The organism is Massilia sp. 01N410, assembly GCF_056399665.1.
The window spans coordinates 261537-277195 of the sequence record NZ_JBFTRV010000002.1 but is presented as its reverse complement, the minus strand read 5'-3'; the positions used below and the strand labels follow the sequence as shown (position 1 = coordinate 277195).

Genomic DNA, 15659 nt, shown 5'->3' with positions numbered 1-15659 from the left:
TTTGCTGCCAAGCCCGTCGCGTCGCCTCCACCTGCGCAGCCAGCTGCTGCAGGTGACCGCCGTGGCCAGTTCGCTGGCCGCGCTGTCGGCATTGCTCGATCCGGACCGGATCGCCAACGCGCTGGGACTGTTTCTCGTCGGCGTGAACGGCTACAGCCAGTTCTACGCCATCTATGTCGGAGTGCGCCTCGCCACCGCGGGGCTGGCTCTGCTGGCGGCCAGGCGGGGCGACCAGCCCATCCTCGGCGACCTCGCAGCATTATTCATCCTGGCGCAGCCGCTCGGCCGCATCGTCGCGTCCTTCGCGATCGGCCTGCCCCAGGGCTCATTGTTCGTCGTTAGCGGGATCGAGCTGCTGGTCGGCCTGGCGCTGCTGCTGCTCCGCCCGCACGGAAAGCTTCTGTCGCCATGAATCCTGCCACCTCCGTCATCCAACAGGCCGCCCGCATCATCGTCAAGGTCGGCTCCTCGCTCGTCACCAACGAAGGCCGCGGCCTCGATAACGCCGCCATCGCGCGCTGGGCCGCGCAGATCGCCTCGCTGCGCACCCTCGGCAAGGAAGTCGTGCTGGTGTCTTCCGGCGCGATCGCCGAAGGCATGCTGCGCCTCGGCTTTTCCGCACGCCCGACCGACATCCACGAACTGCAGGCCTGCGCCGCCTGCGGCCAGATGGGCCTGGCCCAGATCTACGAAACCAGCTTCGCCACCCACGGCGTCAAGACCGCCCAGGTGCTGCTGACCCACGCCGACCTGGCCGACCGCGAACGCTATTTGAATGCGCGCTCCACCTTGACCACGTTGCTGCGCCTGGGCGTGGTCCCGATCATCAACGAGAACGACACCGTGGTCACCGACGAGATCAAGTTTGGCGACAACGACACCCTCGGCGCCCTGGTCGCCAACCTGATCGAGGCCGATGGTCTGGTCATCCTGACCGACCAGAAAGGTTTGTATTCGGCCGATCCGCGCAAGGACCCGTCCGCGAAGCTGATCCAGGAAGCCGAAGCCGGCGACACCACGCTCGAAGCGATGGCCGGCGGCGCCGGCAGCAGCATCGGCCGCGGCGGGATGCTGACCAAGGTGCTGGCCGCCAAGCGCGCCGCGCGTTCGGGCGCGCATACCGTGATCGCCTGGGGCAGGGAAGACAATGTGCTGGTGCGCCTGGCCGGCGGCGAGGCGATCGGCACCCAGCTGCTGGCGCCGACCGCGCGCCTGACCGCGCGCCGCCAGTGGATGGTCGACCACCTGCACACGGCCGGCGAACTGGTGCTGGATGCCGGCGCCGTGCAGAAACTGGTGAAGGAAGGGAAGTCGTTGCTGCCGATCGGCGTGTCCGCCGTGCGCGGCGAATTCGGGCGCGGCGCCCTCGTCTCCTGCGTGAACGAAGACGGCGCCGAGATCGCGCGCGGGCTGACCAACTACACCGCTTCCGAAGTGAAGCGCATCATGCGCCATGCCTCGTCCGAGATCGAGTCTATCCTCGGTTATGTCGAGGCGCCGGAGCTGGTGCACCGGGATAACCTGGTGCTGCTCTGACAGTCAGCGGCGCAGCAGCGCCGCGTGATTGAGCTCGACCTGGTCTTCCGCTGCGCGGAAAGTGAAGCGCAGGCCCTCTACCACCTGCTTCTGCGGCAGCTGCTGTTCGAAGCAGGTCTGCTCGACACCCGGCGCCGGCGCCGGCATACGTCCCTCCCAGGCCTTATGCCAGCCGCCGTTCCCATCCTGCACTTCGACCAGCGCCAGGTCGCGTGCGCCCATCCCGTTCATCGCGGCATGGATCGTGTCGGTGGCGACCGGTTGGTCGAAGCTCACGCTCATCCGGCGCGCCGGACTGCCTTCGACGGCGACGCCGTTCGCCTCCACCCAGCGGCCCTGCGCGGCCGTCTTGCCCCACTGTTGGCAGTCCAGTGCCGGCGCCACGCCGTAGCGAACGCCGGTGGCGGCCTGCGTCGCCGCCATGCAGCTCAGGGTCATCAACACCAGCATCAACCGGGCGCGCGCACGTGTCATGAAATGCTCAGGCATGGTGTCCTCCTTAATTCGATTTGAAGATCGCGGCATCGGCCAGGATCACCGCTTCGTCGCTGCGGCGGAAAGTGTAGCGCAGCGCCGCCACCTGGCGCGCACCGCCCAGGTCCTGCTGCAGCCACACGTAGCCGCAGCCGGCCGGCGCTTCGTGGACGCCGACCGGCGTGAGCCCGGTCCACTTGCCCTCGGCGTCGCGGATTTCCACCTTGTCGAGCGCGGCGAGCGCCGCGCGGTTCAGTCCCGCGCGCACCGCGCTGGCGGTGGCCGGGGCATCGAACAGCTCGACGAAGGTGGAAGGCCGGCCGGGTTCCGGCATTGCCCTGGGTGCGATCAGCCAGCTGCCCTGCGGCGCCCGCGCAGCCGTTCCCAGCGTGCACGCCGGCGGCAGTGCGGACAGCGTGGCACGCAGGGTTTCGGCATTGCGGCGGGCGGTCTCGATATCGTGGACAGGGTCCTGTGCGGGAGCCGTCCTGCTGCACGCGCAGGCCAGGGACAGGCAGGCAAGCAGCAGGGCCGGACGGTAAATATCGTTCATGGTCGTGCCTCGTGGCAGACCACGCACAGCTTGTTGCCGTCGGGGTCGCGGAAATAGGCGCCGTAATAATTGGCGTGGTAGTCGGGGCGCAGTCCCGGGGCGCCGGCGCAGCTGCCGCCGTGGGCGAGCGCGAGGGCATGGGCGCGGTCGACGGTGGCACGGTCCGGGGCAAGAAAAGCCGTCATCTGGCCGTTGCCGGCGGCGTGCTCGCCCTCGAAGGGCGCGCCGACCAGGAACAGCGGCCGCGGCTGGCCCGGCAGTTGCCAGCCGGCCCAGGGACGGGAGCGGTCGCAGAAGCGCTGCGCGATGGCGAGCAGGGACATCAGCGGTTCGTAGAAGGCGAGGGAGCGGTCGAAGTCGGCCGTGCCGACGAATACATGAGAAAACATGTTGCAAGACTAACAGTTTATGAGCGGCGAATGTGCGTGGATTGTTGCATCCCGGGAATCAGGAAACTGGTGCAGAGAGCTTGAGTCGGCATCGTTCGAGTATTTTTATTGCGACAATATGGAAATAAAGATTGCTAGTTAATGGATGCTTCATGCTACATTATCTCGAAATCAAGAACATCCACGGGAAGGATAGCCATGCAGGAATTGAACCTCGCCTCACAGTTGCTGGAGGGCGGCACCGGCATCGTCGTGATCGGCGCCCTGTCCGTGCTGGCACTGGCCGTGTCGCTCGAGCGCTTCGCCAACTTCCGTGTGGCCAGGGTGGCGCCGCAGGCGCTGGCCGACGAAGCCCTCGACCTGTGGCGCGCCGGCGATTACCCGGCCCTGGCGGCACTCGCCGGCGCAAGCCGCAGCAGCCTGGCGCGGGTACTGGAATTCATGGCCGGCCATTCGCGCCTGCCGGTCGAGACCCTGTCGGCGCGCTCCGCCGAGATCGCGTCCACCGAGCTGCGCCTGCAGCAGCAGAAGGCGTATGCGCTGAACGTGGTGGCCACCATCGCGCCCATCGTCGGCCTGCTGGGCACCGTGATCGGCATGATCGAAGCCTTCCACGTGATCGCCTTCAACGGCATGGGCGATCCGACCCTGCTGGCCGGCGGCATCTCGAAGGCGCTGGTCAATACCGCGGCCGGGCTGTCGGTGGCGCTGCCCGCGCTGGCGATGCATCACTTCTTCCGCAACCGCATGGTCAATATCGGCATCACGCTCGAACGCCAGCTGGGAAGGCTGCTGGACGAGACCCGCGCGCGGGAGCACATGGGGGAGGAATACCGTGCGCATTGACCTCGGCGGCGACGAGCAGCCCGAGATCGGCCTGATCGCGCTGATCGACTGCATCTTCTTCCTGCTGATGTTCTTCATGGTCGCGACCTCGTTCAAGCAGAAGGAGCAGCAGCACAAGGACAAGCCGCTGCCGATCCAGCTGCCGCGCGCCAGTGCGACGCCGGTGCGCGCCCTGGCGGCGCCGGATCCGCTGGTGATCCGGGTCGACCAGGCCGGCGTCGTCTCGATCGGCGGAGAAGGCATGGGCGCCGAAGCCCTGCACGAGCGCCTGCGCGAGGAGGCGCGGCGCCAGCCGGGACGCCCGGTGCGCATCGAGGGCGACGGCCGCGTGCATTACCAGAGCATCGTCCGCGTGCTGGACCTGTGCCAGTTCGAGGGCCTGACGAATATCGCGATGCTGACGCGGCGGCAGTAGATGGAAGCCCTGGCCGATCCGAAGCTCGAGCGTGCGAGCCTGCGGCAGCTGGCGCTGCGCCGGCCCTGGTTGCCGCTGTCGGCCGCCGCGCATGGCGTGCTGCTGCTTGCCCTGATCGGCGCCGGCCCGGTGCGCGTGGAACTCAGGCGCGACGAAGGCTTGCGCGCGCAGGTGGACGAATCGCTGCGGCAGACCGCGCGCCGCGAGATGCAGCGCGAGTTGCGGAGCATGGAAGAGATCCGGGACGCGCTCGAGAGCAGCAGCGGACGCGCGCCCGCCGGAGAGGGCAGGCAGGGCGGGGCCAGGGGCGCGCCGCCGGCCAGCGATCCGGCACGGCGGGCGCGCCAGCTGATGGAGGCGATCGGGAAGGTGCAGCAGGAAGTGCGCGCCGCCGAGATGGCGCGTGTGCTGGGCATTCCCGAAAACGAGGCGCTCAGGCGCGTGCAGGCCGAGGAGGCGGGCAAGCCGAAGGCGGCGCTGCCCAAGGGCCGGCCGGAAGCGGTGGTGGCAAAGCTGGCCGCCGACGCCAGGGCCGCGTTGGCGCAGCGCCGCGCCCAGCTGATGGCGCAGCAGCAGGGCGTCAAGCTGAGCCAGCAGGGGCAACAGCGTGGCCCGGGCAGCCGCGGCGGCCAGGGTGGGCAGACCGGCCAGCTCGCGAAGACCGCCGATGCCGGGCAGGGCGGGCTGGGGGCCATGAACGGCGGCGTCGCCACCAACGGTCCGGGCGGCCAGTCGGCGTCGATGGGCGGCCGGCTCGACGCCCTGGCCAGCGGCCTCGGGATGAACACGCCGACTGCGCTGGCCGGCAGCAGCCTGGACATGTCGAGCGAAGGCTTCAGCGACCAGCGCCGCTACGGCGAATTCCTCGCGCCGCCGGTCGTCGACGCGGCCACGGTGCGCACCGGCGCCGGCCGCACGCTGGGCCGCGGCGGCAGCTACGCCAACCGCATCTACCTGAATACATGGTACGTGATCGGTCCCTTCGCCGGCCGCGGACGCGACAGCATCGAGGCCGTCTATCCGCCCGAGCGCGGCGTCGACCTGGACGCGGTCTACTACGGCAAGAACGACGAACCGGTGCGCTGGATCTGGCAGCAGGACACCGACTATCCCTTCGTGCCGCGCCCGCGCGCCGAGAGCGCGGTCTACTACGCCTACACCGAGGTCATGGTCGAGGAGGACACCGACATGTGGATGCACATCGGCGGGGACGACGACACCAGGCTGTGGTTCAACGACCGCCTGGTCTGGAACAGCGGCGACGGCGACAAGCCCTGGTACCGCCAGCCCTACACCACGCTGGACACGCAGATGGCGCTGTTGAACCTGACCGAAGGCCAGCGCAAGCTGCACTTCCACAAGGGCCGCAACACGATCCTGCTGAAGCTCTACAACGGCACGAACCTGATGTTCTTTTCCGTCGTTCTCACGCCAGCATGATGCTGTAGACTCGAGGGCCATGGAAAATACTTCGCCCCTCGCCGTCGTCCAGGCCCAATTGGACGCCTTCAACGCCAAGGACATCGATGCCCTGATGCGCACCTATGCGCCGGACGCCGAGCAGTTCGCGCTGCACGGCGAACGCCTGGCCAGGGGGCATGAAGAACTGCGGCCGCGCTACCTGGCGCGCTTTTCGGAGCCGGACCTGCATGCGCGCCTGCTGTCGCGCACCGCGATGGGAAACTTCGTGACCGACTTCGAACTCATCACCCGCAACTTCCCGGAAGGCCCGGGCACCCTCGAGATGCTGTGCATTTACGAGGTGATCGATGGACGCATCCGGCGCGCCTCGTTCGCGCCGGGCGCGATGACTCTCCTTACTCGCTGAGCGAAGGCACGGCGGCGGGCAGGAGGTTCTTCGGCGCCGGCGTCTTGTCCTTGAACTCGCACAGGTCGCTGATGATGCAGTTCCAGCACTCGGGCGTGCGCGCCACGCAGGTGTAGCGGCCGTGCAGGATCAGCCAGTGGTGGGCGTCCTGCAGGAATTCCTTCGGCACGAATTTGAGCAGCTTCTGCTCGACCACGTCGACGTTCTTGCCCGGCGCGATTCCGGTGCGGTTCGAGACGCGGAAGATGTGGGTATCGACCGCCATGGTCGGTTCGCCGAAGGCGGTGTTCAGCACCACGTTGGCGGTCTTGCGGCCCACGCCCGGCAGGGCTTCCAGCGCCTCGCGCTCGCGCGGCACTTCGCCGCCGTACTGGTTCACCAGGATCTCGCAGGTGGCGATCACGTTCTTGGCCTTGTTGTTGTACAGGCCGATGGTCGAGATATAGGTCTTCAGCTCGTCGAGGCCGAGGTCGAGGATGGCCTGCGGTGTGTTCGCCACCGGATACAGCCTGCGGGTGGCCTTGTTGACGCCGACGTCGGTGGACTGAGCCGACAGCAGCACCGCGATCAGCAGTTCGAAGGGCGTGCTGAATTCGAGTTCGGTGGTCGGATGCGGATTGGCGGCGCGAAAGCGCGTGAAGATCTCGTAGCGCTTGGTTGCGTTCATTCGGGTTTTCCTGCGGCCTTCTGGCGCGCGCGCTCGATGGCGGCGGCGATGATGGCACGCTTGCGCTCCTTCTCGGCCAGCTCTTCGGCGGTGTTGGTTTCTTCGGCGGTCACGGCGCGCATCTTTTCCAGGGCCTTGGCGGCCAGGCGCGCATCGTTTTCTTCTTTTTCGCGTTGCAGGCGCTCGGTGCGGAAGTCGTGGCGCGCACGCGCGGCGTCGGCCTGTTCCTGCGACCAGGCGTCCCAGCCGGTGCGCTCGCCGGTCACCGGAATCATCGCGATGCAGTCGACCGGGCAGGGCGCCACGCACAGGTCGCAGCCGGTGCACAGGCTGGGCAGGATGGTGTGCATCTGCTTGGGCGCGCCGAGGATGGCGTCGACCGGGCAGGCCTGGATGCACAGGGTGCAGCCGATGCACAGGTTCTCGTCGATGAAGGCGACCGGGCGCGGACGCTCCAGGCCATTCGCGGGATTGATCGGGATGACGGGACGGCCCGTCAGCCGCGCCAGCCGCGCGACGCCCTCCATGCCGCCCGGCGGGCAGCGGTTGATGTCGGCCTCGCCGCTGGCGATCGCTTCCGCGTACGGACGGCAGGCGGGATAGCCGCACTTCGTACACTGCGTCTGCGGCAACAGGTCTTCAATCTGGTCGGCGAGGGTCTTCGTCACGATGGGTCGCGCAATGTTCTAAACCGCCATTATCCGATAAACGACCAGCCTTTGTCCTACATGGTTTCGTGAGGCAACGAACGGAGCAGTAGTTGTGGATGGTGGTCTACTGGACCCAGGCAATAAACTACTGGAGGGTCTTATGGAAAAGAAGCACCTCATCATTCCGGCATTGGTCACTGCACTGCTGAGCGCCAGCGCCGCGAGTTTTGCCCAGGACCGCTATCAAGGCGACCGTGACCGCAACGACCATGGCGACCGTTATAGCCAGCGCGACCGCAACGACGGCCGCCGTGACGACAACCGCCGTGACGACAACCGCCGTGACGACAACCGCCGTGACGACGGCCGCCGCGACCATGGATACGACAACCGCGGGGATGGCTACCAGGCCCGTGGCGGCGGCCGCGCCGGCAACGAAGGCTGGGGCGAGGAGCGCCGCTGGAGCGGCGCCGGTCCGGACCACAGTTTCCGCCGCGGCGACCGCCTGCCCGAACGCTACCGCAACCACCAATATGTGGTGAACAATTATCGGGAACATCATTTGCGGCCGCCGCCGCGGGGCTATCACTGGGTGCAGACGGGTGGCGACTATGTGCTGGCGGCGATTGCCACCGGCGTGATCGCAGACCTGATCATCAATCACTGAAGCCGTGGGCTGCCCCCGCGTGGGGCGGCCCCGGTAGGTGACACACCGGAAGGGAAGCCATGCGCCGCAGACAGCCGTTCACAACCTTGTCCATCGCCCTCGCCATGTGCACGTGTGCGCCCGCATGGGCCCAGCAGGACGTGCATGCTCGCCAGGAAATCGCCCACCTGCTCGATTTCGTCGCCCAGTCCGGCTGCCAGTTCAATCGCAACGGCAGCTGGCACGACAGCAAGGCGGCGCGCGACCATCTCCAGGACAAATACGCTTACCTGCAGCGCCGCAATCTGGTGCCGGACACCCGCGCCTTCATCGAACGGGCGGCCTCGGAGAGCAGTTTCACGCACCGGGCCTACCAGGTCCGCTGCGGAAATGGACAGCCGATCACCAGCGCGCAATGGCTGAACGCCGAGCTGGAGCGTTACCGGGCCGGCGAGCATAAATAGTCCATGTGGCATACGCTGACGGACTGGCTGCTCCATCCCGATACCCACCTGGCCGCCCTGGCTGCCAGCCATGGCATGGCGGTCTACCTGCTGCTGTTCGCCGTCATCTTCATCGAGACCGGGGTCGTGATCCTGCCTTTCCTCCCGGGCGACTCGATGCTGTTCGTGGCCGGCGCCTTCGCGGCCCAGGGCACCTTCAATCTTGCGATCCTGTTCCCGCTGCTGGCGCTGGCCGCCATCGCCGGCGACAGCGCCAACTACGCGGCGGGAGGCCTGGTGCGCAAGCGGGCCGTCGACACGCGGCGCCTGCCCTTCGTGAAACCCGAACACATCGACCGCACCCGCGCCTTTTTCGAGCGCCACGGTCCGAAGACCATCGTGCTGGCGCGCTTCGTGCCGGTGGTGCGCACCATGGCGCCTTTCGTGGCCGCGCTCGGCAGCATGGCTTATCGCCGCTTCTTTGCCTATAACGTGGCCGGCGGCCTGGTCTGGGTCGGCGCGCTGCTGGCCGCCGGGCGCTTGTTCGGCAATATCGCCTGGGTGCGCGAGCACCTGACCATGGTGCTGCTCGGGATCGTCGCCCTGTCGCTGGCGCCGGGCATCGCCGGCTGGTTGATGGAACGCGGGCGCGCGGAATGAAAAAAGCCGCGGAACAATCCGCGGCTTTGCATGGGCGCTCTGAAAATCAGGCGTTCTTGCGAATGAACTCGCCGATCATCGGGCAGATGATCTCGCGCCAGCGGCGGCCCGAGAAGATGCCGTAGTGGCCGCATTTCGGCGCCGTGAAGTGCAGCTGCTTTTCGGCCGGGATGCCGGTGCACAGCTCGTGGGCGGCCTGGGTCTGGCCGGCGCCCGAGATGTCGTCCAGTTCGCCTTCGATGGTGAACAGGGCCACGCTCTCGATATCCTGCGGGCGCACCAGCTGGCCGCCGACTTCCCAGGTGCCTTTCGGCAGGCGGAACTCCTGGAACACGGTCTTGATGGTCTCCAGGTAGTACTCGGCCGGCATGTCCAGCACGGCGTTGTACTCGTCGTAGAACTTGCGGTGGGCTTCCGCCGAATCGTCGTCGCCGCGCACCAGGTGCTGGTAGAACTCGCGGTGGCTCTGGGCGTGGCGGCCCGGGTTCATGGCGATGAAGCCGGCATGCTGCAGGAAGCCAGGATAGACCTTGCGGCCGAAGCCCGGGTAGTTGCCCGGCACCGCGTAGATCACGGTGTTCTCGAACCAGGAGAAGGGCTTCTCGGTGGCCAGGTCGTTGACCGCGGTCGGCGATTTGCGCGGGTCGATCGGGCCGCCCATCATGACCATGGATTTCGGCAGCTTCGGATCCTTGTTGGTCGCCATCAGCGAGATCGCGGCCAGCACCGGCACGGTCGGCTGGCAGACCGAGATCACGTGCACGTCCGGGCCGAGGTGGCGGATGAAGTCCTGCACGTAGTAGATATAGTCGTCGAGGTGGAACGGTCCGTCCGACAGTGGCACCATGCGGGCATCGACCCAGTCGGTGATGTAGACGTCCTGGTTCGGCAGCAGGGCGCGCACGGTGTCGCGCAGCAGCGTGGCGTGGTGCCCCGACAATGGAGCAACCACCAGCACGGTGGGCTGCTTGAGCGCCGCGAAATCGGCGTCCGGCATGTCTTTCTTGAAATGCATCAGCTTGCAGAAGGGCTTGCTGACCGCGGTGCGTTCCATGATGCCGACGGTCTGGCCGTCGATCGTGGTCGAGTTCAGGTCGAAGGCCGGTTTTTCGTAATCCTTGCCCAGGCGGTACATGAGTTCATAGCCGGCGGCGATACGCTGGGAGAACGGGGTGTGGGCGAACGGCGAGACGGGATTCGTGAACAGCTTTGCAGAGGCATCGGCCCACTGCATCAGCGGGTTCAGGAAGGAGCGTTGCATCTCATGCAGTTGATAAAGCATATTATTTCCTTCACATTGCTCTGCTTACAGAATGGTTGCGCAGCAGATTCAATCAATTATAGGCCAATTGCCTTGGCATGGGGCAACATGAAATGATGACCGCCATTGAAAAAATAGTGCATTGCAACATTAGTATCACAGTTCCCTATCCGCCTTCGGTTAGGTGCCCTACATAAGAAAAATGCCCCGCGCTGGCGGGGCATTTTTTGTCGTACGTCGGTAACGGAACGTTCTAGTCGAATACCGGGGTCTCGACACCGAGGATCTTGTGCAGCTTCGGCGAAGTCGTCGTGTACTGCATGTGGATCTTCTTGTCCGGGAAGATGTAGGGCGCGGCGCCGAAGGCGGCCAGCGCGGCTTCGTGGAAGCCCGACAGGATCAGCTTCTTCTTGCCCGGGTAGGTGTTGATGTCACCCACGGCGAAGATGCCCGGCACATTGGTTTCGAACTTCTCGGTGTCCACCACCTTGAGCTGCTTGCGCTCGATGTCCAGGCCCCATTCGGCGATCGGGCCCAGCTTCGGCGACAGGCCGAAGAACACCATCAGCATGTCCAGCGGGACGCGGCGGGTCACGCCGTCGGCGCCGGTGACTTTCACTTCGGACAGCTGGCCGTCCTTTTCGTCGAAACCGGTGACCTGGCCGATGATCAGCTGCATCTCGTACTCGTCGCACAGCTGCTTCATCTTGGCGACCGAGGCCGGGGCGGCACGGAAGTCTTCACGGCGGTGCACCAGCACGACCGATTCGGCCTTGCCGACGAAGTTCAGGGCCCAGTCCAGGGCGGAGTCGCCGCCGCCGCAGATGACCAGGTTCTTGCCTTCGAACGGTGCCGGATCCTTGACGCGGTAGAACAGCTGCTCGCCTTCGAACTTCTCGATGCCGTCGACCTTGATCGTACGGGCCTGGAAGGAGCCGACGCCGGCGGCGATGAAGATGGTCTTGGTGATGAAGCGGGTGCCGGTCGAGGTCTCGACGTTGAAGCGCTGGTCTTCGCGGCGCTGCACGGTCGTGACTTCCTGGCCCAGGTGGAAGGTCGGGTCGAAAGGCTCGATCTGCTTCAGCAGGTTGTCGGTCAGTTCCTGGCCAGTGCAGACGGGCACGGCCGGGATGTCGTAGATCGGCTTGTCCGGGTACAGTTCCACGCACTGGCCGCCGACGGCCGGCAGCGAGTCGATCACGTGGGCCTTGATTTCAAGCAGGCCCAGTTCGAACACCTGGAACAGGCCGACAGGGCCCGCGCCGATGATCACGGCATCGGCTTCGATGGCGCCGGCAAAAGAGCTGTTGGGAGCGATGGTGCCCACTTCCTGGGCAGCACTGATAGTCATGCGTATATCCTGTTGATGTGGTTCGGCAGACGCGTATTAGCGGGCCAGTTGGTCCAGCTTGTCCTTGACGTCTTTCCACTCTTCCGCGTCGGGCAGGGCGGGCTTGGTCTTGGTGATCGACGGCCAGAAGCGCGACAGGTCGGCGTTGATCTTGATGAATTGCTGCTGGTCCGACGGCACGTCCTCTTCCGCGTAGATCGCGTTGACCGGGCATTCCGCCACGCACACGGCGCAGTCGATGCACTCGTCCGGATCAATGGCGAGGAAGTTCGGGCCTTCCCGGAAACAATCTACCGGGCATACATCCACGCAATCGGTATAGCGACAACGGATGCACGATTCGGTGACAACGTGGGTCATAACAGTCCTTAATCAGTGGAAGCGGCGGCGTGTTGGGTACGGGGGAGTTCGCCGGACGCGGCAAAGCACTGTATTTTAGGGCAATTCCGCATTTACGACAAATCAGGCTTATACACAATACACATAAGCAAATGTTCTTCTTACGCGCAAAATTGCCGAATATTTAACGGCTCGCGCGCAGGTGTTCGATCAGGGCCCGCCAGTTGCCCGCGTTGGCGCCGCCTTCCGGCAAGCTCACCGTGCGGCAGCGGCGGCCGTCGTCGGCCGTGATCTCCCAGCGCACCAGGTCGGCACCCACCGGACAGGCCGGCGTGGCGCCGAAGAAGTCGAGGCGCTCGAGCAGGGACTCGATCGCCCGGCCGTCGCGATGGCAGCCGGTGTCGAGCTCGAAGCGTTCCGTGCGGCCGGCAAAGCCGCCGCTCGCGCGGGCCGTGATCTTCATGTCAGCTTGCGGGAATGGTGGCGACCTTGAGCGCCGCCACCGTCGCTTCGGCTTCGGCGGCAGCGCTCTCTTCGCCGGCCGGGCCGAAGCGGCCATGCTCGGCGCACCAGCGCGCCAAGGCCTGCGCCTCGGCGTCCAGGATGCGTTCGACCTCGTAGTACTCGGCCAGGTTCATGGTGCCGCAGCAGGCGCGCCGGTCCTGCCTGGCGCCGGGGGCGTCCTGCACGCAGGGCGCCAGGCGCAGCCCGGCCGGATGCGGGGCGGCGAGCATGGCGGCCGGCACCTCGACCACCTCGCGCTGGGCGAAGCGGTTGCGGATGAAGGTGGCGTACTCGGCCGGCTTGCCGTCCTCGAGGCCCAGGCGCAGCATTTCGTTGGCGACGTCGGCATAGGTGGCGCCGGTGTCGGGCGCGGCGATCAGCGCGCGCAGCAGCACGCCGCGCAGCCAGGCGGCGACCCGGTGCAGCACGCTGGCGCAATCCTCGAATTCGGGGTTGCGCTCGAAGGCGAAGATGTCGGCCAGGATGTCGTAGATGGCGCCGGTGAAGACCTGGGAGATGGCGTGGACTTCGGTGCCGGCCTCGCTCAGGGTCAGGTCGTTGTCGGCGTTGCGCAGGCCGTTTGTGCTGCCCAGGGCCAGTCCGAACTGCTCGGCGATGTCGGACAGGAAGGTTTTGTCGTGCAGGTGGGCCTTGGTCTGGGCCACCACCGCCTCGCACTGGTCGAGCTGCGAGAGGGCCAGGAAGATCGCGGTCAGGTCGCCGAAGGATTCGTGCAGGCCGCCGGTCTGCGGCGGATTGTCGGCCATCAGCCATTGCGGCTTGAGGCCGTCCAGCACCGCGTGGCCGGTCTCGTGGGAGACGATGTCGAAGGAGCGGCAGGTGTAGACGCGCGCGGTCTCGCCGGGCGGAATGAAGTCGCCGAACTTCAGGCAGGACTGGGTCCGGCTGTAATAGGCGTTCATCACGTTCGGCAGGCCGTAGGGATGCACCTGCAGCGGCGAGGTGTCGACGCTGCTGTTCCACTGCCAGGGCAGGGGCATGGTGCTGCCTGCGGTGGACAGGGCGCGCTGGTACATGGTGAGGGTCTGGCGCACCACGGCCCAGGTGTGGACGGCATCGAATTGCGGCGTGTCCGGCATGGTGACAAAGTCGCCGAAGGCATTCGGCTCGACCGCCGGGATGTCCGGATCGCCGGCGATGGCGATGCGGGCGTCGCGCGGGCCGGCCAGCACCACGCCCGGCAGGTAGACCTTGCGGGTGCCGATCTCGGCCACCGACGGGTCCTGCTTCCACATCAGCACCCGCGCGCCGAAGGCATACGGCAGGGGCAGGTCGTTATGCGGGTTTTCCTCGCCATCGCCGGCCAGGCCCGGGCCCCGGGGCGCCGGACCGGCCAGCGGGCGCGGCCGGCCGGGCTGGTCGAGCAGCTGGGCGGCCTTGCGGTGCTGGCGATAGGGAGCGGCCGGCATCGGCACGTAGCCGATCGGGGGCTGGGCGGATTCGGGCAGGCTGGCTTCTGTTGACATGATCGTTTCTCCGGTGGAGCAGGCCGCGACAGGCAGGCCGCAAGGGAAATGGTCGCCCGTCATCCGAATCGGACATTGATTTGAGTCAACTAGCCAATGCGCGGCACAGCTGGCATCATGGCGGGCTCTGTGGTTTTCGATTCAGGAAGGATTGCCAGGATGGCGGATATCAGCATTACCCAACAGCACCAGCTCAGCCAGGACGCGGCGCGCGCGGCGGCCCAGAAAGTGGCGGACAAGCTGGCCGGGGAATATGGCCTGCAGTGCAGGTGGGATGGCGACGTGCTGCGTTTCGAGCGCAGCGGTGTGGAGGGCACGCTCGCGCTGGGCGAGCGTCAGGCGGCCTTGCGTATCAAGCTGGGCATGCTGATGAGCGCTTTCCGCTCCACCATCGAGGCGAAGGTGGCGGAAAGCATGCGCAAGACCTTTGCCTGAAACGCCGGATCAGGCGTCCTTCAGGTCTTCGATCAGGTCGACGTACTGCTGCATGGCGTCTTCCTGCGAGCTGCCTTTCAGCGCCGCCCAGGCATCGTACTTGGCGCGGCCGACCATGTCGGTGAAGCCCGGACGTTCGCCGGTGGCGTCGCCGCTCGAACCCTGCTTGTACAGGGCGTAGATCTTCAGCAGGGTCATGTTGTCCGGACGCTCGGGCAGGTTCTTCGAATCGGCCTGGGCCTGGGCGAACTGTTCTTGCAAACTCATGGGGACTCCTTGGATAAAATGGCAATACTTCGGCCATCTTAGCGCATCTCGAAGGGAATCAGCGGTTAATTAGAGGGAATTCTCAAACGCCGTACGTGGGCTCGGGAGTCCACCCTACGCAATGGTAGGGCTCCCAGTGACTACTGCAGCTACAGGAAGGGTTCCGGCGCGCTTGATCGCACGCGCCGTCTTCGACGATTCAGCCGCGCTCCAGGCGTTCTTGGATGGTTGCTTATGCAACCTTATTGGCTGCCAAATCCCAATCGCCGACAGTCGAGCCGCCTCTTTGATGCCGTCCGAGTCAAGAAATAATTAGTGGCTCATATCACGTCGATATGTGCATTCCAAATACTCTGGTGACGGATTGTCCGTCACCAAAGGCCTTGTCGCATCAGTTGCGTGTCCACGCTATAAGTGCAATTACGTTAGTACCATTGCGATGGCGCCGAATCGGTGGGGGCGCGCGGCCGGCGTAGGCACGCCGTGCCCACGCCGTCGAATTACAGACCCAGCAGCTCGACGTCGAAAATCAGCGTCGCATTCGGCGGAATCACGCCGCCGGCGCCGCGGGCGCCATAGCCCAGCGCTGCCGGGATGATCAGGCGGCGCGCGCCGCCGACCTTCATGCCCTGCACGCCTTCGTCCCAGCCCTTGATCACGTGGCCGGCGCCCAGCGGGAACTGGAACGGGTCGTTGCGGTCTTTGCTGGAATCGAACTTGGCGCCCTGGCTGCCGTCGTCGTTCTGCAGCCAGCCGGTGTAGTGCACGGTCACGTACTGGCCGGCCTTGGCTTCCGGACCGTCGCCGACGACGGTGTCTTCGTATTGCAGGCCGGAATTCGTGGTGGTGATGGGCATGGGATTGTCCTTTTGTTCAGGGTGAAATAGCGATTGTAGTGCATGGCGTGT

The 15659-nt window shown here is 65.9% G+C and carries 22 protein-coding genes; 10 read left to right on the top strand and 12 right to left on the bottom strand.

Going from position 1 to position 15659, the window contains the following annotated elements; all coding sequences use genetic code 11:
- The first annotated feature begins 1 nt into the window (after position 1).
- Together AC1DOP_RS03860 and proB are read left to right on the top strand one after the other, a co-directional pair.
- Complete coding sequence (locus tag AC1DOP_RS03860) at positions 2–412, top strand: hypothetical protein (protein ID WP_442122653.1); 411 nt, start codon at positions 2–4, stop codon at positions 410–412.
- On the top strand, positions 409–1536 hold the full coding sequence (proB, locus tag AC1DOP_RS03855) for a glutamate 5-kinase (protein ID WP_442122654.1): 1128 nt from the start codon (positions 409–411) through the stop codon (positions 1534–1536). The genes AC1DOP_RS03860 and proB overlap by 4 nt, the downstream gene beginning before the upstream one ends.
- Before the next feature lie 3 nt (positions 1537–1539).
- On the opposite strand, the gene AC1DOP_RS03850 is transcribed toward proB, so the two are convergent.
- From AC1DOP_RS03850 to AC1DOP_RS03840, 3 genes are read right to left on the bottom strand one after another with little or no spacing between them, the layout of a single operon-like run.
- Positions 1540–2025, bottom strand: a complete 486-nt coding sequence (locus AC1DOP_RS03850) for a hypothetical protein (protein WP_477249895.1) — start codon at positions 2023–2025, stop codon at positions 1540–1542.
- 10 nt (positions 2026–2035) lie between these two features.
- Complete coding sequence (locus tag AC1DOP_RS03845) at positions 2036–2563, bottom strand: hypothetical protein (protein ID WP_477249893.1); 528 nt, start codon at positions 2561–2563, stop codon at positions 2036–2038.
- Positions 2560–2952, bottom strand: coding sequence for a VOC family protein (locus tag AC1DOP_RS03840; RefSeq protein ID WP_442122657.1), 393 nt, complete (start codon positions 2950–2952; stop codon positions 2560–2562). The genes AC1DOP_RS03845 and AC1DOP_RS03840 overlap by 4 nt, the downstream gene beginning before the upstream one ends.
- A 198-nt stretch (positions 2953–3150) precedes the next feature.
- On the opposite strand from AC1DOP_RS03840, the gene AC1DOP_RS03835 reads away from it, so the two are divergent.
- From AC1DOP_RS03835 to AC1DOP_RS03820, 4 genes are read left to right on the top strand one after another with little or no spacing between them, the layout of a single operon-like run.
- The gene (locus AC1DOP_RS03835) at positions 3151–3798 is read left to right on the top strand and encodes a MotA/TolQ/ExbB proton channel family protein (RefSeq protein ID WP_477249890.1); all 648 of its coding nucleotides are present in this window, start codon (positions 3151–3153) and stop codon (positions 3796–3798) included.
- The gene (locus AC1DOP_RS03830; RefSeq protein WP_477249888.1) at positions 3788–4213 is read left to right on the top strand and encodes an ExbD/TolR family protein; all 426 of its coding nucleotides are present in this window, start codon (positions 3788–3790) and stop codon (positions 4211–4213) included. The genes AC1DOP_RS03835 and AC1DOP_RS03830 overlap by 11 nt, the downstream gene beginning before the upstream one ends.
- Positions 4214–5653, top strand: a complete 1440-nt coding sequence (locus AC1DOP_RS03825; protein WP_477249886.1) for a hypothetical protein — start codon at positions 4214–4216, stop codon at positions 5651–5653.
- Between the two features lie 19 nt (positions 5654–5672).
- Positions 5673–6041 (top strand): nuclear transport factor 2 family protein, encoded by a 369-nt coding sequence (locus AC1DOP_RS03820; RefSeq protein ID WP_477249884.1) that lies wholly within the window; start codon positions 5673–5675, stop codon positions 6039–6041.
- Here AC1DOP_RS03820 and nth read toward each other — a convergent pair.
- Together nth and rsxB are read right to left on the bottom strand one after the other, a co-directional pair.
- Positions 6031–6708, bottom strand: coding sequence for an endonuclease III (gene nth / locus AC1DOP_RS03815; protein ID WP_477249882.1), 678 nt, complete (start codon positions 6706–6708; stop codon positions 6031–6033). The two genes, AC1DOP_RS03820 and nth, sit on opposite strands and share 11 nt — an antisense overlap.
- A complete protein-coding gene (gene rsxB / locus AC1DOP_RS03810; RefSeq protein ID WP_442122663.1) occupies positions 6705–7376 on the bottom strand; it encodes an electron transport complex subunit RsxB in 672 nt (223 codons plus the stop codon). Before rsxB ends, nth begins: the two co-directional genes overlap by 4 nt.
- 142 nt (positions 7377–7518) lie before the next feature.
- On the opposite strand from rsxB, the gene AC1DOP_RS03805 reads away from it, so the two are divergent.
- Genes AC1DOP_RS03805 through AC1DOP_RS03795 form a run of 3 tightly spaced genes read left to right on the top strand, consistent with a single transcriptional unit; the run spans position 7519 to position 9107 of the window.
- Entirely contained in the window at positions 7519–8025 is a 507-nt protein-coding gene (locus tag AC1DOP_RS03805) for an RcnB family protein (RefSeq protein ID WP_477249880.1), read from the top strand.
- A 59-nt stretch (positions 8026–8084) separates the two neighbouring features.
- Positions 8085–8468 carry a YfeK family protein gene (locus tag AC1DOP_RS03800; protein WP_477249878.1) on the top strand — a complete coding sequence of 128 codons (384 nt, stop codon included), beginning with the start codon at positions 8085–8087 and terminating at the stop codon, positions 8466–8468.
- 3 nt (positions 8469–8471) lie between these two features.
- Positions 8472–9107, top strand: coding sequence for a VTT domain-containing protein (locus AC1DOP_RS03795; protein WP_442122666.1), 636 nt, complete (start codon positions 8472–8474; stop codon positions 9105–9107).
- Between the two features lie 46 nt (positions 9108–9153).
- Here the strand turns inward: AC1DOP_RS03795 and AC1DOP_RS03790 are convergent, their stop codons facing one another.
- From AC1DOP_RS03790 to AC1DOP_RS03770, 5 genes are all read right to left on the bottom strand, one after another.
- On the bottom strand, positions 9154–10389 hold the full coding sequence (locus AC1DOP_RS03790; RefSeq protein WP_442122667.1) for a polyhydroxyalkanoate depolymerase: 1236 nt from the start codon (positions 10387–10389) through the stop codon (positions 9154–9156).
- Positions 10390–10621: 232 nt separating this feature from the next.
- Positions 10622–11719 (bottom strand): NAD(P)/FAD-dependent oxidoreductase, encoded by a 1098-nt coding sequence (locus tag AC1DOP_RS03785; protein WP_442122668.1) that lies wholly within the window; start codon positions 11717–11719, stop codon positions 10622–10624.
- A 36-nt stretch (positions 11720–11755) separates the two neighbouring features.
- Positions 11756–12079 (bottom strand): ferredoxin FdxA, encoded by a 324-nt coding sequence (gene fdxA / locus AC1DOP_RS03780; protein ID WP_430894621.1) that lies wholly within the window; start codon positions 12077–12079, stop codon positions 11756–11758.
- A 163-nt stretch (positions 12080–12242) separates the two neighbouring features.
- Complete coding sequence (locus tag AC1DOP_RS03775) at positions 12243–12521, bottom strand: protealysin inhibitor emfourin (protein ID WP_442122669.1); 279 nt, start codon at positions 12519–12521, stop codon at positions 12243–12245.
- A gap of 1 nt (position 12522) precedes the next feature.
- Positions 12523–14049: a hypothetical protein gene (locus AC1DOP_RS03770; RefSeq protein ID WP_477249875.1), complete on the bottom strand. Its 1527-nt coding sequence runs from the start codon at positions 14047–14049 to the stop codon at positions 12523–12525.
- A gap of 159 nt (positions 14050–14208) precedes the next feature.
- Here AC1DOP_RS03770 and AC1DOP_RS03765 point away from each other — a divergent pair, with 159 nt between their 5' ends.
- Positions 14209–14484, top strand: a complete 276-nt coding sequence (locus AC1DOP_RS03765; RefSeq protein ID WP_442122671.1) for a polyhydroxyalkanoic acid system family protein — start codon at positions 14209–14211, stop codon at positions 14482–14484.
- 9 nt (positions 14485–14493) lie between these two features.
- On the opposite strand, the gene AC1DOP_RS03760 is transcribed toward AC1DOP_RS03765, so the two are convergent.
- Together AC1DOP_RS03760 and AC1DOP_RS03755 are read right to left on the bottom strand one after the other, a co-directional pair.
- A complete protein-coding gene (locus tag AC1DOP_RS03760) occupies positions 14494–14751 on the bottom strand; it encodes an acyl-CoA-binding protein (RefSeq protein WP_442122672.1) in 258 nt (85 codons plus the stop codon).
- A 500-nt stretch (positions 14752–15251) separates the two neighbouring features.
- Complete coding sequence (locus AC1DOP_RS03755) at positions 15252–15608, bottom strand: FKBP-type peptidyl-prolyl cis-trans isomerase (RefSeq protein WP_442122673.1); 357 nt, start codon at positions 15606–15608, stop codon at positions 15252–15254.
- Positions 15609–15659 lie beyond the last annotated feature (51 nt).

Excerpts from the sequence above, each read along its gene's own strand:
- AC1DOP_RS03805 (WP_477249880.1), top strand. The coding sequence starts at position 7,519 with ATGGAAAAGAAGCACCTCATCATTCCGGCATTGGTCACTGCACTGCTG.
- AC1DOP_RS03800 (WP_477249878.1), top strand. The coding sequence starts at position 8,085 with ATGCGCCGCAGACAGCCGTTCACAACCTTGTCCATCGCCCTCGCCATG.
- AC1DOP_RS03795 (WP_442122666.1), top strand. The coding sequence starts at position 8,472 with ATGTGGCATACGCTGACGGACTGGCTGCTCCATCCCGATACCCACCTG.
- nth (WP_477249882.1), bottom strand. The coding sequence starts at position 6,708 with ATGAACGCAACCAAGCGCTACGAGATCTTCACGCGCTTTCGCGCCGCC.
- AC1DOP_RS03770 (WP_477249875.1), bottom strand. The coding sequence starts at position 14,049 with ATGTCAACAGAAGCCAGCCTGCCCGAATCCGCCCAGCCCCCGATCGGC.
- AC1DOP_RS03785 (WP_442122668.1), bottom strand. The coding sequence starts at position 11,719 with ATGACTATCAGTGCTGCCCAGGAAGTGGGCACCATCGCTCCCAACAGC.
- AC1DOP_RS03775 (WP_442122669.1), bottom strand. The coding sequence starts at position 12,521 with ATGAAGATCACGGCCCGCGCGAGCGGCGGCTTTGCCGGCCGCACGGAA.
- AC1DOP_RS03790 (WP_442122667.1), bottom strand. The coding sequence starts at position 10,389 with ATGCTTTATCAACTGCATGAGATGCAACGCTCCTTCCTGAACCCGCTG.
- AC1DOP_RS03835 (WP_477249890.1), top strand. The coding sequence starts at position 3,151 with ATGCAGGAATTGAACCTCGCCTCACAGTTGCTGGAGGGCGGCACCGGC.
- AC1DOP_RS03840 (WP_442122657.1), bottom strand. The coding sequence starts at position 2,952 with ATGTTTTCTCATGTATTCGTCGGCACGGCCGACTTCGACCGCTCCCTC.
- AC1DOP_RS03755 (WP_442122673.1), bottom strand. The coding sequence starts at position 15,608 with ATGCCCATCACCACCACGAATTCCGGCCTGCAATACGAAGACACCGTC.
- AC1DOP_RS03825 (WP_477249886.1), top strand. The coding sequence starts at position 4,214 with ATGGAAGCCCTGGCCGATCCGAAGCTCGAGCGTGCGAGCCTGCGGCAG.
- AC1DOP_RS03760 (WP_442122672.1), bottom strand. The coding sequence starts at position 14,751 with ATGAGTTTGCAAGAACAGTTCGCCCAGGCCCAGGCCGATTCGAAGAAC.
- AC1DOP_RS03850 (WP_477249895.1), bottom strand. The coding sequence starts at position 2,025 with ATGCCTGAGCATTTCATGACACGTGCGCGCGCCCGGTTGATGCTGGTG.
- AC1DOP_RS03820 (WP_477249884.1), top strand. The coding sequence starts at position 5,673 with ATGGAAAATACTTCGCCCCTCGCCGTCGTCCAGGCCCAATTGGACGCC.
- AC1DOP_RS03845 (WP_477249893.1), bottom strand. The coding sequence starts at position 2,563 with ATGAACGATATTTACCGTCCGGCCCTGCTGCTTGCCTGCCTGTCCCTG.
- proB (WP_442122654.1), top strand. The coding sequence starts at position 409 with ATGAATCCTGCCACCTCCGTCATCCAACAGGCCGCCCGCATCATCGTC.
- fdxA (WP_430894621.1), bottom strand. The coding sequence starts at position 12,079 with ATGACCCACGTTGTCACCGAATCGTGCATCCGTTGTCGCTATACCGAT.
- AC1DOP_RS03765 (WP_442122671.1), top strand. The coding sequence starts at position 14,209 with ATGGCGGATATCAGCATTACCCAACAGCACCAGCTCAGCCAGGACGCG.